10 protein-coding genes are annotated in these 15,654 nt (G+C 44.9%); 1 reads left to right on the top strand and 9 read right to left on the bottom strand.

Annotation, left to right across the window (positions count from 1 at the left end; genetic code table 11):
• Nucleotides 1-216: 216 nt before the first annotated feature.
• The 5 genes from FCL48_RS00910 to FCL48_RS00890 form a co-directional block, all read right to left on the bottom strand.
• Entirely contained in the window at nucleotides 217-1,113 is an 897-nt protein-coding gene (locus tag FCL48_RS00910; protein ID WP_136870355.1) for an HAD-IIB family hydrolase, read from the bottom strand.
• Complete coding sequence (locus tag FCL48_RS00905) at nucleotides 1,052-3,223, bottom strand: HAD-IIB family hydrolase (RefSeq protein ID WP_136870354.1); 2,172 nt, start codon at nucleotides 3,221-3,223, stop codon at nucleotides 1,052-1,054. Before FCL48_RS00905 ends, FCL48_RS00910 begins: the two co-directional genes overlap by 62 nt.
• A gap of 634 nt (nucleotides 3,224-3,857) precedes the next feature.
• Nucleotides 3,858-4,433, bottom strand: a complete 576-nt coding sequence (gene rbr, locus FCL48_RS00900; RefSeq protein WP_136870353.1) for a rubrerythrin — start codon at nucleotides 4,431-4,433, stop codon at nucleotides 3,858-3,860.
• Nucleotides 4,434-4,566: 133 nt separating this feature from the next.
• Nucleotides 4,567-5,772 (bottom strand): multidrug effflux MFS transporter, encoded by a 1,206-nt coding sequence (locus FCL48_RS00895; protein WP_136870352.1) that lies wholly within the window; start codon nucleotides 5,770-5,772, stop codon nucleotides 4,567-4,569.
• Between the two features lie 89 nt (nucleotides 5,773-5,861).
• Complete coding sequence (locus FCL48_RS00890; protein WP_136870351.1) at nucleotides 5,862-6,335, bottom strand: MarR family winged helix-turn-helix transcriptional regulator; 474 nt, start codon at nucleotides 6,333-6,335, stop codon at nucleotides 5,862-5,864.
• Nucleotides 6,336-6,816: 481 nt separating this feature from the next.
• Between FCL48_RS00890 and FCL48_RS00885 the strand changes: the two genes are divergently transcribed.
• Nucleotides 6,817-7,890 carry a D-alanyl-D-alanine carboxypeptidase family protein gene (locus tag FCL48_RS00885; protein WP_136870350.1) on the top strand — a complete coding sequence of 358 codons (1,074 nt, stop codon included), beginning with the start codon at nucleotides 6,817-6,819 and terminating at the stop codon, nucleotides 7,888-7,890.
• 532 nt (nucleotides 7,891-8,422) lie between these two features.
• On the opposite strand, the gene cysS is transcribed toward FCL48_RS00885, so the two are convergent.
• From cysS to glnD, 4 genes are all read right to left on the bottom strand, one after another.
• Nucleotides 8,423-10,753 (bottom strand): cysteine--tRNA ligase, encoded by a 2,331-nt coding sequence (gene cysS / locus FCL48_RS00880; RefSeq protein WP_136870349.1) that lies wholly within the window; start codon nucleotides 10,751-10,753, stop codon nucleotides 8,423-8,425.
• Between the two features lie 129 nt (nucleotides 10,754-10,882).
• The gene (locus FCL48_RS00875; RefSeq protein WP_169309018.1) at nucleotides 10,883-11,365 is read right to left on the bottom strand and encodes a DUF721 domain-containing protein; all 483 of its coding nucleotides are present in this window, start codon (nucleotides 11,363-11,365) and stop codon (nucleotides 10,883-10,885) included.
• Nucleotides 11,366-11,558: 193 nt separating this feature from the next.
• Nucleotides 11,559-12,887, bottom strand: a complete 1,329-nt coding sequence (gene glnA / locus FCL48_RS00870) for a type I glutamate--ammonia ligase (RefSeq protein WP_136870347.1) — start codon at nucleotides 12,885-12,887, stop codon at nucleotides 11,559-11,561.
• 181 nt (nucleotides 12,888-13,068) lie between these two features.
• Nucleotides 13,069-15,651 (bottom strand): [protein-PII] uridylyltransferase, encoded by a 2,583-nt coding sequence (gene glnD, locus FCL48_RS00865; protein ID WP_136870346.1) that lies wholly within the window; start codon nucleotides 15,649-15,651, stop codon nucleotides 13,069-13,071.
• Between the last annotated feature and the right edge of the window lie 3 nt (nucleotides 15,652-15,654).

The raw sequence follows: 15,654 nt of genomic DNA, 5'->3' as shown, positions 1-15,654 counted from the left end.
AGATTAGAAAATTTCCGGAAAAAACAGTTGATCTGCATCCTTGAAAAAGGTGTCCAATGTAAGAAACAGAGGAACACCCGTAAAGAAAGCGTGTATAACAAAAACAAAAAAAGTAATGTCAGGGAGCTAATACCTGCACCACACAGTCAAACGCACCAACATATTCTGCCGATTCAAGAATGTAATTCAACAGACAGAAGAGTACAGTGCAATCTTTCACATTTTTTCTAGCTTTTCGTTCATTTCCGGGAAAAAATGAATAATCCCCTGCAATACCCCTGCAGCGTAATTCCCGTCCACGCCAGACTCAGTATTTACAGCCAGATACAGGGAAGCCGCATTACCGTTTTTCCGGGCTCCCTCTATGGCCTGCGCCTGTATTTCTTGCCTGGCATTGGCCACAAGAATAGAGCGGATTGAACTGGTGAGAACCGGTATATCATTGCCGCTGTCACCTGCAAAAATAATTTCATCTGGCTGATAGCCCAGCTGCTGCTGTAAAAACTCTATACCGTGCAATTTCGTGGCATTGCCAGGTAAAATATCCAACAGACCCATATTTTTAGCTTCATCAATACTCCAGATAAGACTGGCCTGGACATTGAGCTCCTTCAATCTTTGCTGGACCCCATGAAGAATTCTTTTCTCATCCACTGCCAGCGGCAGATAATAACTGAGTTTAAAATCATTCTGTCTGTCTGGTTCCTGCAAAATAAGCTCCGTCACGCAATTGAGAGCCTCTTGTAACTGCCCATGGCTTTTACCTTTCCAGGCACCTGCAATCATAGTTTGCCATGCCAGGTTTTCCTGCCATTTGCATTCATGCCGGTGGTAGATCTTTGTACCAACATCAGTAATGGCATAATCGGGTTCGGGAAGATTGTATTCTTCAATCGCCTCTTCCATTAATCGCAGATGGCGTCCGGTAACATAGACAAGACACAGCTGTGAAAGACTGCAAAATTTTGCAAACTGCTTGCGAACAGATAACAATTCCGGCTGGGAACCATTGGGAATAATCGTTCTATCCATGTCTGTGCATAGAAGCAATCTAGCGGGTCTCTTCACGCTGGTTGTCCTCCCTGGGATCTCTACAGCTGTTGAAAAAATCATAAAATGCAAGCGCTTCCATAATTCCAGCCGCATTGGGTTGTTGAGAAAAGTAGATTCGCTCATTGGAGACCAGCTGACACAGTTCTTCACCATGTCTGTTTGCCACAACTGCAGCCAGGGTATTGCCCCGCATCATATCCTCATCAGCCCCGGATCCCCCTGCAACAAAGACTTTTTGAAGTGGAATGTTGAGTTGCTGGACAACATAGCGTAAAGCTATGCCTTTTGAAGCGCGCAAGGGAAGGATATCTAAAAACTGGCCAAAAGACATCTGCACATAAGCCGACAGCTCTTCCCTGTGCAACAGCTGCTTAATCTCCTCTATATCGGCCTCTTCCGGATCGATATAGTAGCTGAGCTTATAGTAACTCTGTTCCGTATTAGGTTGAGCTATAAGTCCAGGATAGTTCGCCAATACTTTCTTTATTGTGCGAGGTGACCAATGATGGTCAATATGTTTTACCCAGGCTGTATCTGCTACTAATTTGGGAGCATAATAAATCTTGGTGCCACTACTGGTAATGAGTACATCCGGTTGCGGAATTTTATGCTTTTTCATCAACTTTAAAGCAGAATAAAGACGTCTTCCTGTAGCGATAACAAAATAACTGTTAGTACGCTGCTCTAGAAGAAGCTGCACCAGGGTCTTCAGAGAACTGTCATCCCCAATCAAATTTTGATCGAGATCGGTTACAATCGCCCGGTCACGATACAGACCCGTTCGCAGCCTAACACTTTTTCTAAGCAATTGTTCTGAACGTTCAGCAATTGGTTTTATTATTGCTAGATAGCGTTGCGCGTGTGCCTGCCATGAGTAGTTTTCCTTTACACCACGCAAACCCTGAGCAGAATATTTTTGCCAGAGTTGCGGATCTAACAACAGTTTCAACAGTGCCTGAGTTATCGTTTCTGACTCTAGTGGGTCAATGAGTAAACCGTTCTTACAGTTTTTAATGATATCCTGGGGGCCACCATCCTCCGTGGCAACGATTGGTAAACCCGATGCTGCGGCTTCAATCAGGGTCAAACCAAAAGGCTCTGTAAGTGCCGGATTGACAAAAACACCCCCTGATGCCGCAACAATTCGATAAATCTTCGGCACCTCATCGCGCTTATGGTGCTTAGGCAAGGATACTTTCCCATAAATATCATAGCGGTCGATTGCGACCAGCAGTTCATGGAAGACCTCCTGTGCACCGTCTTCCAAGTCATCAATATCATCACGGTTGCCAGCAATAATCAGCAGGTTTGCAAGCTCCTGAAGCTTCGATGATTGCCCAAAGGCCTCAACGAGAGCGACAATGTTTTTTCGACCGTCCGGACGGGACAGAGCCAGAATAATGGGTTTATCCGGATCTTTGAGATGACGGGTCAAATTTTCAAACAATGGAGACTGTAGTTCCTCACCCGTTGGTGGTTTAAACTTATTGAGGTTGGTCCCCGGCGGAACAACACGCATCAGATCAGGCTGATAATGATCATAAAGCTCGTATTGCTCGGTAATTTCTTGATGCGTACTCGTTATCACACGTTCAGCGGTAGCCAGGGTCTGCTCTTCTGCTTCAATACGACGGCTCATATTGAAACGATTGTCTATTTCTCTTGCTTTGACACCACTTGCCAACAGCCGACTGTGTTTAACGCGGCCAAGGGAATGACCTGTGTGAATTAAAGGAATTCCGAGCAAACGGGCAAGATGAGAACCAACGTATCCGGCATCGGCATAATGGCTGTGGAGGATATCTGGAATAGAATTATTTTCGCGAAAAAAACGGGCGAGATTGTCGGTGAAAAAATCGAGATGATTCCAAAGTCTTTCTTTGGCCAGATACTCCTCCGGACCTGCATCAATGCGCACGATTCGAAGGTTATCTCCATGTTGCTCTATCTGCTGGGCATAGTCAGGCGAGATACTTTCATCAACCACCCGCTGGGTTATCAGGTCGACTTTACGAATACCCGGCTGAACGGCTAAAGCCTGTGCCAGCTCTACAACATATAGGGTTTGCCCACCCGTATCTGCGTCCCGGCCCAGTTCCAGATTATGCCAGCGAATCAGTCCGTGAATACTCAGCAGGGCGATGTAAAAACCTTCTGTTTGATCAATCATTAATTCCCCTTTTACTGGCTGTTATCACTCCCCCGGAGTCATCCGCGTAAAGAGAAAATGTCAGCTCTGGGAGAAAACACCACGGTGTAAAATCTGTTGCCTATAAGATAGATAAACTATCGGGAGGTGGGTAAGAAACGCCGCATGTGCAGACGTACTCGTACATCCAACCTGGAACCTACCAAATTAAGGTCATCATTTCAAATACTTTCTCTAATACACAATGCTAAAAACGGCTACCTCAACCAGCTAATCTTTCAATATTTTACACACCTTCACATGGTGCTGCACAACTGGGGGAGACCCGCCATCATGGCGATCACAACCCACTCACCCCAAACCCTTTACCCCAGAGCTGGATTTATCTCGGAGCCATCTGGTATTTTGGATAAGTATCATCTGAGAATCGAACTATATTCGCTGATGAAATGGCAGGGCCTACCGGAAGATCGCTGTTGACCATATATTCCCATATCATAAGGTGTTACAGCCCAGTTTTCATACCCCATAACCTCATCACTCAGCATATACACTATCGGCAAAAAAGGATGCCGTTATCTGACAGAGAAGTCTCCATCAGATAACCAGGCGCCCTAGAGGTCTGATGAGTAAAGAGGGTTCGAAGGGTTCGATTTTACCAGTTTTCAGCAAGCAGTTCAAAGTGGGCCTGGGGATGCGCACAGGCTGGACACATCATTATCGCCGCTTCGCCTTCATGGATATAGCCGCAGTTTCGACAGCGCCAGACAACCGGTGTATCTCTTTTGAATACCTTGTCTGCCATAATATTTGCGGCAAGATCCAGGTACCGTTTTTCATGTTGCTTCTCGGCAACAGAGATGTACTCCCACACCGAGGCGATTGCCTCAAAACCTTCTGCCCGTGCTACTTTTGCATACTCCGGATACATTACATCGTACTCGTGTTTTTCTCCGGCAGCTGCCGCCTGAAGATTTTCCAGGGTCGTGCCAATTATGCCAGCAGGAAAGGGGTAGGAAATAACCGCCTCCCCACCCTTGAGGAACTTAAAGAACCTTTTTGCATGCTCTTTTTCCTGATTGGCCGTTTCCTCAAAGATATGAGAAATCTGCACAAATCCCTCTTTTTTTGCCTGTGAAGCAAAATAGTTGTAACGGTTTCGAGCCTGGGACTCACCGGCAAAAGAGGTCAGCAGGTTTATTTCTGTTTTACTTCCTTTAAGGTCAGACATTGTTTCTATACTCCTCTAATCGTTATGAATTGATAATAATACCGGCCACATTCTCTCCATACCGGCACTCTAAAACTATATATTTGAGGCCTAAAGTCTCGAATTGTAGGGGAACAGCCCCATATTTACGCGTTTACTCATTTTTTGTTGTTCCAAGACAAGGCGTATCCCTGTTTGAGCTGGTTAAACAGGGGAGCAACAACCATATGGCAAGTACACTGCCCCCACTGAACATCGCTATGACAGAAATTGTTTTAATCGTATCTCCCCAGCCAATGGAGATGAACCACATGGAAAAGGAAGCCATGATAAAATAAATAAAAATCATGAATGAAGAGGCCGCTCCTGCCCCCTTGTCAACCTGCTCCAGAATTATATGATTGCTTGTGGGTCGACTGAGGCCAAAAGAAAACGAAGCAAAAGCCATTGGCAGAGCAAGCCCCCAGGGACCAGGGATAACCCCAAGAAACATCACAATTCCACTCACCAATATTCCTGCAAAACTCGCCGTTAAAATTTCTCGAGCCTGAATGTACTTTTGGATTCGTGCGCAGGAGAAAGAACCTGCCATAATTGCCAAGGCATTGAGTGCAAAAAAGAAACCGAATATCTGCTCAGAGACCCCAAATCTCTTGATGTATGTATCAGCAGCAGAGCCAATAAAAGAAAAATGAGGGAAAACGACCAGAGAAAAAAGAAGAACAAGGGCTATATATCTTCTGTTACGAACCAGCTCAAGATACATTCCCACAGTACCCAGCAGACTCACCTCGCTGCGTTCCTGTATAGGCTCTTCCAGGCGGTAAACCCCGACCCAGGCGATTGAGCCTAACAAAGCCTGGAAAAGAAATACCCATGGCCATGAAAGCTGGGTCATGATCCAGCCACCGATTATTGGGGCTAACATGGGTGCAAGTGCCATTATAACACCCATATAGGCAAGGATTTTCTGTCGCTCAGAGCTCTTGTACAGGTCTTTGGTGATGGCCATGGCAATGACAGATCCAGAGGCAGCGCCAATTCCCTGAATGATGCGAAATACAGTAAGACTTTCTGCACTCGTGGAGATTCCACACATCAGGCTCGCTATTATGTAAATCGATACCCCTGCAAGCAAGGGATATCTCCTGCCATACTTGTCAGAAAGAGGACCGTAAAACAACAGGCTGACACAGTAGCCGATAAAAAATCCCGCCAGGGTCAGATTTATCGCGGCCATAGTCTGCTGCCATTTTTGCTGCAACAGTGGCAAGGCCGGGAGGTACATATCCGTTGACAATGGAGGAAAAGCCGAGAGCAACGCAAGTAACATTAAGATTTTAAGATCAGTTCGTTTCATTGAGACACATTTTTTTTAGTAAAATACTTAAGGCACTAACCACAAAAAGACGACGGAATAAGCTTAGCACCCTCTGCATAAAGGTCGAATTATTTATTTTTCAAATTATCAGTAATTTTTCGAAGAATCGTTTTGAGATGGTCAATATCTTTTACATCAAGACCTTCAGTCATCTTTATTATATTACCCTTCGCCATCGGAATGAGTGTTTTTTGTAACTTACGCCCTTTACTTGTCAGATAAACCCGCCTGCTGCGTCCATCAACAGGATCAGGACGTCGAATCACCAGATCATTTACCTCTAATTTTTTGAGCAGATTCAGAGTCGAAACCTCTGTTTTATCAGAACGTCTGGCGAGTTCCAATTGTGAAACCCCATCTTGACTGGCAAGGTGACATAACAATATCCACTGCTCTGAGGTGATCGCATATCCTCTCTCCGCAAAACTTGCATTGAGCGCCTCCCGCATGTACTTAACACAGGTAGCCATCAATATAGGGAAAGATTCATCCACGTCATAGGTTTGATTGGGATTGTCATTTATGTTCTTTAGATTTGGCATAATGCTTAACTAGATAAGTATATCGACAAAGCCTGTCAATCCAATACATATCAGAAGAGCGCTTCTTGACTTAAAAATGTTGGATTACTTTCGTCTACCAGATATAAAACGGCATCTCACCCTGATCTTTGACAGCCCAGGAAGGCTATCAAAATATTGTGCAAAAATTATGGCTCAGCACAAACAAGGGCTTAAAGAGCATACAATGAGAAAAACTCTCAAAACAACCAGACCACCAAAGAGCAGCTGCTGTTCTAGTTTTTAGAAAGGCATGAAAAAAAGGAGCCCCCTTGGCAGCTGGAAACACCCTTTGTTTTCCTTGTGAGTTTTATGTGAGATGAGTAAATTTCATATCATGTAGGAAAGATAAATGGTAAAAAAAGCCAATAGGAAATCAAAGAGCAGCCTGCTGGCTCTCCATTTTGATCGGAACAGTTGTTAATACTTTTTCAATATGAAAAATCTCAAATAAGGAACAATCATGAAACGTCGTCTGCTCCCTGTTATCTTCTGTATTATCTTTATTGCCCAATCAACATGGGCCGCTCGAGAAGAAATCGAGGATATCTCCAAGGATCCATATATTTCAGCCCTTGTAATAGATGCTGATACCGGGAAAACCCTGATAGATGAAAATAGCACATTGAAAGCCTACCCCGCCTCAGTTTTGAAAATGATGGTGTTGCTCGTGGTTCTCGAACAGATAGAAAAAGATGCTCTGGATTTAAAAGATATGGTCCAGGTGACCCCAGAGGCCGCTCGTATGGGCGGTTCCCAGGTCTACCTTGATCCTAAGGAACAGTTTTCCGTGGAGGATCTCCTCTATGCCCTCATGATCCAGTCAGCAAATGATGCAGCTGTGGCCCTTGCTGTTCATATCTCAGGCTCTAAGGAGAATTTTATTGAGCTCATGAATGAAAGAGCGGCTGCTCTAGGAATGAACGACACCCAGTTTCACTCCGTACATGGCTTGCCTCCATCAAAGGGACAGCAGGTGGATACAACCACGGCAAGAGATCTCTCGATTCTTGCCATGGCCCTTGCAAAAAAGCAGGAAACCTTTCAATTTACCGGAACAAAGGAGAAGGCATTTCGAAGTGGGGAGTTTATTATGCGAACCCATAACCATCTTCTGGAAAGTGTTGCTGGATGTGATGGGTTTAAAACAGGGTATTTCAGGGCAGCAGGATTTTCAATCGTCGCAACCGCCCGGCAAAAAGGTGTACGCTTAATCGTGGTGGTCCTCGGCAGCAAAGACAGAAAAGTAAGGGACGCGAAAGCCCAGGAACTCTTTACAGTAGGCTTCAGTCAAGTCACCCAAAGACCCGAGCCGGAAGTTACAGTAGAGCCAGCAGTTCAAAAGGCTCAACCACTTCCCCAACCAGAAGAGACCAAAGCTGCTCTACCCGTAAAAGAAGAGGTAAAAGAAAAAGAACAGACAGGAAATGGTTGGTATAAGTTTTTCCTCGGTGTCGGCGTAGGACTCCTGCCATTCCTGTTTCTTGTTATCACCAGGATGAAAAGAAGTAATAAACGATCAAGCAGGTATATTTAAGCCTGCTGAAAGACAGGTTATCGCAATAGATGGTGCAGGCTATCAGCAGGAAACAACATCCTGAACAGAAAGAAATTGTGTGTGTGGTCGGCACAAAAAAAAGCCACCTTCAAAAGAAGGTGGCTTTTTTATATTGGTACGCCAGACAGGATTCGAACCTGTGACCTACGGCTTAGCTTACCACTTCGGATTTCACCGCCTTGCCCATATTGGCAAGTTTGTGGTCTGGACTATCCCTTCACCATACTCAGTGACATACTGAGTTTAGGTGCCAACCGTCTAGTCTCTACACCTTCCCATCATTTCTGTTGGGCTTGGCTCGGGATTGCCATTCTGCCATGAGCAGTGAAGGTTTCCCCGAATTTGGCTGGTTCTACTCTTTGGGTTTCCCCAAAGGCACTCCTTGTGAAGGCCGTTGCTCTATCCAGCTGAGCTACTGGCGCATAGGACTATTTTTGTTCTTGAATGATAAAATCAATTCAAGGAGGACATAATACTCAAAGATTTTCAAAAAGCAACCAGATTTTATCCACTACTCAATATCTGTTACTCTTTTCCACACAGGGCCGTTAATTGTATCAATCACCACGATACCTTTTGCGGCAAGCTCTTCTCTTGCCTGATCAGCGGCCACCCAATCCTTTTCATATCTTGCCTTTTCCCTTTTCTGGATGAGAGCGTTTACATCGGGTGCAAGCGGACACCCTTTAAGCCTGAAGACACCCAGAACCTGATTCACCTTTTCAAGGTTTTCAAGGATATAATTTTTCTGATCCTTGTCCAGATTATTCATCTGCAAAATAGGATTAACTTTTTTTATAAAATTATAAACCGCCCCCATACCTTGTGAGACGTTCAGGTCATCATCCATAGCCTTGAAAAACTGCTCCTGCATAAGAGAGACAAAGGCCGTAACTTCCGGATGGGGCCGCCCTGAGGGCAGGCAGTTTAATTTACAGGTAAACTCATCGATTCTTCGAAGGGCCGTTCGTACATTATTGAGCCTTTTTATCGAATAATTCAGCGGTTTGCGATAATGGACAGAGAGCAGCATGAAACGGACCTCCCGCCCGGTATACCCCTTATCCAGCAGCTCTTTTAAGGTCACATTATTGCCAGAGTCACTGGACATGTTTTTACCATCAACCAGAACCAACTCAGAGTGAAGCCAGTAGTTTGCGAGGGGTTTACCTGTCAAAGCCTCGGCTATGGCAATTTCATTCTCGTGGTGCGGGAAAATGAGGTTCCGGGAAGAAGTGTGAATGTCCATGGTTGAGCCAAGGTTTCTGGTGGCCATGGCGGAGCATTCCACATGCCAGCTTGGCCTCACATTCCCCCAATCCGTCTCATAAAAGATGCCTTTTTTCAATTCTCCAAGTGTTGAGCGTTTCAGCAAGGTAAAATCTCTTGGATTATCCTTTTCATAATTATCCAGATCGACGGTTTTGCCCAACTGAATTTTGCCGAGATCAATGCCGGAGAGTCTGCCATATTTTTTAAACTTGGAAATATCAAAATAGATGGAACCATGCTTTTCATAGGCGTAACCCTTGTGAAGCAATTCATGGGCAATCTCGACCATTGAACCAACATTTTCAGAGGCTTTCGGATAACCCTTCGCCCTTTTCACCCCGAGGGTGTCCATGTCCTCAAGAAAGCCTTTTATATAACCTTCAGTGAATTCGGTGAGGCCCTGCCCTGCCTTCTCAGCACCAGCAATGGTATTGTCATCGATGTCTGTAAAGTTCATATAGGCATCCACCTGCATACCCTTTGTCTCAAGGGTCCTGGTGATAAGATCAGAAACAATAAATCTGCGACACAGGGATAAGTTGGCTACTTCATAGGCGGTAGGCCCGCAGGAATAAAAGGTGACCTGCTTTTCTTTTTGAGGCTTGAAGATCTCTTTTTTCTTGGTCATCGTATTAAAGAAACGCAACCGGTTCTTCTTCAGATCTTCTTTTTCAGGGGGGGTAAATAAAGGTGTGGACAGATACCTTTCACCACCATCAGGAAGAATTGCAACCACCATCGCTTCTTCCAGATTTCTTGCATAATCAATAGCAGCAGACATGGCGCCACCACTGCTCATCCCAACAAGCAGACCTTCCTGGCTTGCAAGTTGCCTTGCCATGTGGAAGGCATCCTCGTCTTCCACCAGGACGATTTCATCAGGCACTGATTTATCAAAAATCCCGGGCTTATAGGATTCCTTCATATTTTTAAGCCCCTGAATTTTATGGTTCAGGTGTGGCTCAACCGCTATGATTTTCACATGGGGCTGATATTGATGAAACCAGGCGCAAAGTCCCATCACGGTACCGGAGGTACCAAGGGTTGCCACTATATGTGTGAGCTTTCCCTCTGTCTGTCTCCAGATTTCAGGTGCTGTATGGTCATAATGTGCCCTCCAGTTCGCCTCATTGTTATACTGATCGGTTAAAAAGTACCTGTTGGGAAACTCCCGGGCCATCACATAGGATTTTTCAATGGCTCCATCGGTCGCCCGGTTTGCAGGAGTGAGCAGAATCTCGGCGCCATAGGCCTGCATGATCTTTCTTCGCTCTATACTCGCCGATTCTGGCATCACCAGTACACAACGATACCCCTTGGCGGCGCAGACCATGGCAAGACCAATACCGGTGTTACCACTGGTTGCCTCCAGTACGATCTTATCTTTTGTGAGTTCTCCGCACCTTTCCCCAGCCTCTATCATGGAAAGCGCAACACGCTCTTTGACCGAACCTCCAGGATTACTGGATTCAATCTTGCCGTAAAGAACAACCTTTTCACTTGTAAAAAGTCGGTTGATCTTTACCAGAGGTGTTTCACCGATGGCACTGAGAATATTTTTGTGTAACATTATCTAACCCGACAAGCCCTTTTAAAAATTCAGAATTTTACACCTGCAACTCACCTGCAGAAGCAAGTCAACACTCAACAACTGACAGCAAACGGCAAAACAGCCGTTAACAAAAACTGTCTTTACTCATTACTTCTTCTTGCAGGCATTGGCGAGATACCAGAACTGCATCAAAGCCTCCCTGCATTCTTCATCTCCAATACAGTCCACCTGCTTTTGAAAAGATGCAATTTTTTCAGGAGAAGGACGTTCAAAACAAACGGGCGGACCTTTATCATCAGGATCAAATGACAGTTTATCTTTTGGGGAAGGAAGCACCATCTTGATATCTTTCAACTGGCCTAACCGCAGGAAATCATTCAAATCAGCCAAAAGTTCATACTTACCATACTGCAGTTGCTGCAACCACGAAGAGTTCTCCACTTCGAGCCAGAGAACATCTCTTTCTATTTTCAGCGGGACAGCATGCCCTGCAAAATCCTCATCGACAAGGTCTTTCCATTTGGGAAAGACCGAATGCAAATCGAGCTGTTTTTCCCAACCCTTTTGTCGCAACAGTGAAGGGAGCAAGCCCGCCACATTTGCCGCACTATTTTTTTTCTTTCCAACCATGACCTTGTCACCTGTTTTCCCAATCGCTTTGGAGTCTCTTTTTGTCACCTCGACGGATTGCATCCAAAAGACAATCTCTCTTTCTACCTAAAAAAAAAACCATTGGCAAGATTGGCCATAATGATCAAACAAAAAAGCCCGAATTCCTCAAATGAAGAATTCGGGCAATAAAGCAACTAATGATACGAATTAATTAGTATATACCAAGATATTCGTCAAGTTCCCAGTCGGTTACAGCAGTTCTGTATGCATCCCACTCTTTTTCTTTTGCTTCAATATATTTACCGAAAATATGGTCACCAAGGGTATCCTTGGCAATTTGACTGACCTTTAATTCTTCGATCGCTTCTTTCAGATTAGAGGGCAATACAACAATACCAACTTCTGCCATCTCATCAGGGGTCATTTTAAAGATATCCTTATTTACCGCATCTGGTGGGGTCAGATTATTTTTCACCCCATCAAGCCCTGAATTCAACATCATTGCAAGGGCCAGATATGGATTACAGGTTGGATCTGGGCAACGGATCTCAGTTCTGGTTGAAAGCCCACGAGCGGCTGGAATACGAACCAGCGCTGAACGGTTGGAAGCAGACCATGCACAATAAACAGGGGCTTCATAACCTGGGACAAGACGCTTATAAGAGTTTACCAGCGGATTCGTTACTGCGGCAAATGCACGTGCATTCTTTAAGGCACCAGCAATATATGAATATGCGGTCTTTGAGAGTTTCAAAGGACCAGACTCATCAAAAAATGCATTGGTACCATCGAGATTAAACAGAGACTGGTTGGTATGCATACCGGAACCATTGATACCAAAAATCGGTTTTGGCATGAAGGTCGCGTGCAGACCATATTTAGCAGCAATTGATTTTACAACCCACTTAAAAGTTACGGTGTTGTCAGCGGCTGTAAGAGCATCAGCATATTTAAAGTTTATCTCATGCTGACCTTCTGCAACCTCATGGTGGGATGCCTCAATCTCAAATCCCATTTTCTCGAGGGTCTCGATAATTTCACGACGGCAATCATTTCCCGTATCTTCTGGATCAAGTGAGAAATAGCCCGCAACATCGTTGGTTATGGTCGTTGCCAAACCATCAGAATCTTTTTCAAAGAGGAAAAACTCAGCTTCGGTACCCACATTCATGGTGTAACCAAGCTCTTTTGCTTCTGCCAGAACACGTTTCAGGTTAACGCGTGGACATCCTGAAAAAGGGGTCCCATCTGACTTATGAACATCACAGATAATTCGAGCAGCGGCAACACCCAGTTTATTTCTCCATGGAAGTACTGTGAAGGTGTCGTAATCTGGCTTCAGATACATATCTGATTCATTGATGCGAACAAACCCATCAATGGAAGAACCATCAAACATCATATCGCCATCCAGTGCCTTTTCGATCTGGCTTTTTGGAAGCGCTACGTTTTTCATAAATCCGAAGATATCGACAAACTGGAGACGAAAAAACTGAATATTTTCGTCTTCAATGATTTGCATTATTTCTTCTCTAGTCATGTGCACATCTCCTTCTTATTCGGTAATAGTATTCCCATTGTTAGTTATTCTACGACAAGCACTTCACTTGCAGCAAAATAACATTTCTGACATCTTTTGCAATAGACAAATGAATTTTCATTACATGTTTGTCATTTTTGCGGCGTAACATACCTCTTTACAAATTCTAACATTCATTTCTTTATAAACCCTGACGTTGTATGGCGTGGAGTATTCCCTGTGTTATTTCCTTACAAAAATGATCATCAACAAGTTTATTACCCTGAGCGTCGAGCACATAAAATACATCAATCAACTGCTCGACTTCGGTTGCAATATATGCCTTAAAAATGTTGATACCAAAATCCGCCATAGTCTGTGTCACATAGTACAATTGACCCGGAGTATCAGGAGCATACACTTCTATGACGGTATATAAATCCGAAGCATCATTATCAATCACCACCTTAGACGAGACATCTGCCACTATCTGTGCCCGCCTTCCATATACCGACGATAGCTTCGTATAGAGACGATGACTTAATCCCATTCTATGTTCAATTGTCAGATCAAGGTGATCATTCAACCCTTCCCAGTTTCTTTCTGCAAAACTTAGGCCATCTATTGGACGAACATTAACAACATCCACAACCGTACCATCATCCCAGGTGAAAATCTGAGCTTTTGAAACCGTGAGATTATTGAGAGTCATCACACCAAAGATCTTCGCCAGTAAACCAGGACGATCCACAGTCATCACCAGCAACCGCCAACTTCCATCACCATCTGAATTTTTGTCGACCACAACAAGTGATTTCTGCCTTATGCGCTGGTAATTATCACGTTGGGTTAACACATGCCCTGCGATGACTTCAGGAGAAAATGTCAGTACATAGTCTGCACTCAGATCTTCATAGGCAATTTTCAGGTCTTTATGCCCTTTGAGCTGTAGTCGTATCTGCTCCCGTAACCATTCTACCCCCTGCTCTTCATGGGCATCCACATCAGAAACATCATAGTGACCATGATCAAGATGGGGAAACACCTTCAGATAGAGCTCTTCCATGAGCGTTGCCTTCCAGTCACTCCAGGCAGACGGCCCAGTGGCCTTGGAGTCAGCAACAGAGAGTAGATAGAGCATTGCCAAACGATTAAGATCACCAATCGTGTCAGCGCACCTCTTGATGAAGATGGTATCATTGAGATCACGGCGCAAGGCGTTTTCCGGAATAAACAGATGATACCGGACCACAAAACAAAGCGCCTCACACTCCTCTTTTGTCAAACACAGCCTTTCTCCTATGGCGGCGGCCACTTCAGCCCCCTCCAGGGAATGGTCCCTGCCGGAACCTTTTCCAATATCATGAAGAAGTGCGGCAAGATAAAGAACCTTGAGTTCTGAAACGTCCTGGACTACGGTTTGCCGATTTTGGATAATTTCATGCAGCTCAGCCACAGCCTGAAGCGAATGCCGTTCGACGGTATAGATATGATACAAATCGTGCTGGGCAAGACGGTTAATACGGGCATATTCAGGGATAACAGCTTCAAGCACCCCTGTCTCAAGCATCGTGCCCAGAACATTCAAAATATCTCTCGCTTCAATCAACAGGGTGAAAAACGTCTTGGCCAGACGTGGTGATGTTCGTTCTTTATCTGTTATGATATCGACATGGGATGCTACCAGCTTACGGGAGCGATGATGCAGAGCAAGCCCGGTCCTGGACATTGCCAGAAAAACCCGGAGAAGAGTTTGAGGCCTGGCCCGGAGATCCTGCTCTGAAGCGGTCAGGTGAACTTTTCCGGCTTTGACTTCGATTCCTTTTTCAATGACCTTATCTTTTTCCGTCCGCCCCTTCCCAACAAAGCCCAGGACTTCATCAACATGGTCAAAGAACAGATCTGTGATCACAGTAACGGACTGAAGAGCACCATAGACATCACGCATAAACTGTTCTACAGCCAGAAGGTGCGGCTTGTCTTTGTAGCCAAACAACAAGGCCACTTCAGACTGCTGCTCAAAATAGAGCTGATCATTTTTCCGTTTGGCAATGAAATGCAGCCCACAGCGCAGTTTAACCAGAAAATCTCTTGCCTCTTGAAATTCTTTCTTTTCGTCTTCTATGAGCAGGCCAGCCCCCTGAATATCCTCCAGACCATTCAGGCCAAAAACCACCCGAGCTGTCCACATCATGGCCTGAATATCACGCATCCCACCGCGCCCCTCTTTAATGTGAGGCTCAAGCAGGTAACTATGACTGCCAAACCGATCCCGCCGATCCACCCGGTACTCCTTCATGGTTTCGACAAAACGCTCTCGATGCCCATCTATATATTTCTTTCTGTATTGGGCGACAAGTTCATCAAACAGGTCCTTACTCCCACAGATTAGACGGGCATCGAGAAGGGCTACAAGAAAGAAATACTCCTCTTTTGCATGGACAATAGATTCAGCCACGGTTCGTACGCCGTGACCGACGTCAAGTCCTGTATCCCAGAGTGGATACAGAACCGAGTCAGAAATTTTGCTAATTTGTTTCTTTACCTTAGGACGGTACAGGATCATCAGGTCGATATCAGAAGAGGGAAAAAACTCCCTTCGTCCGTACCCACCAAGAGCAACCAGAGCAACATCCTCTACTCCGTCAACAGAAATAGAGTGAAAAATATTTTCTATATACTCATCGATAATATCCGAGAGCCCGCAAAGAACATGCCCAGCCCCCAGACCTTGCTCCCATTTTTTTTGTAATGCGAGACGCTTAGCACGAAATTCCTCTATCATCCA

Source organism: Desulforhopalus sp. IMCC35007 (genome assembly GCF_005116575.1).
Taxonomy (GTDB): domain Bacteria; phylum Desulfobacterota; class Desulfobulbia; order Desulfobulbales; family Desulfocapsaceae; genus Desulforhopalus_A.
This window is presented reverse-complemented; position numbering and strand designations above follow the sequence as displayed.

What these genes read in the sequence shown, in the direction of transcription:
- FCL48_RS00905 (WP_136870354.1), bottom strand. Translation starts at nt 3,223, where the DNA reads ATGATTGATCAAACAGAAGGTTTTTACATCGCCCTGCTGAGTATTCAC.
- rbr (WP_136870353.1), bottom strand. Translation starts at nt 4,433, where the DNA reads ATGTCTGACCTTAAAGGAAGTAAAACAGAAATAAACCTGCTGACCTCT.
- cysS (WP_136870349.1), bottom strand. Translation starts at nt 10,753, where the DNA reads ATGTTACACAAAAATATTCTCAGTGCCATCGGTGAAACACCTCTGGTA.
- FCL48_RS00895 (WP_136870352.1), bottom strand. Translation starts at nt 5,772, where the DNA reads ATGAAACGAACTGATCTTAAAATCTTAATGTTACTTGCGTTGCTCTCG.
- FCL48_RS00910 (WP_136870355.1), bottom strand. Translation starts at nt 1,113, where the DNA reads ATGATTTTTTCAACAGCTGTAGAGATCCCAGGGAGGACAACCAGCGTG.
- FCL48_RS00885 (WP_136870350.1), top strand. Translation starts at nt 6,817, where the DNA reads ATGAAACGTCGTCTGCTCCCTGTTATCTTCTGTATTATCTTTATTGCC.
- FCL48_RS00875 (WP_169309018.1), bottom strand. Translation starts at nt 11,365, where the DNA reads ATGGTTGGAAAGAAAAAAAATAGTGCGGCAAATGTGGCGGGCTTGCTC.
- glnA (WP_136870347.1), bottom strand. Translation starts at nt 12,887, where the DNA reads ATGACTAGAGAAGAAATAATGCAAATCATTGAAGACGAAAATATTCAG.
- FCL48_RS00890 (WP_136870351.1), bottom strand. Translation starts at nt 6,335, where the DNA reads ATGCCAAATCTAAAGAACATAAATGACAATCCCAATCAAACCTATGAC.
- glnD (WP_136870346.1), bottom strand. Translation starts at nt 15,651, where the DNA reads ATGATAGAGGAATTTCGTGCTAAGCGTCTCGCATTACAAAAAAAATGG.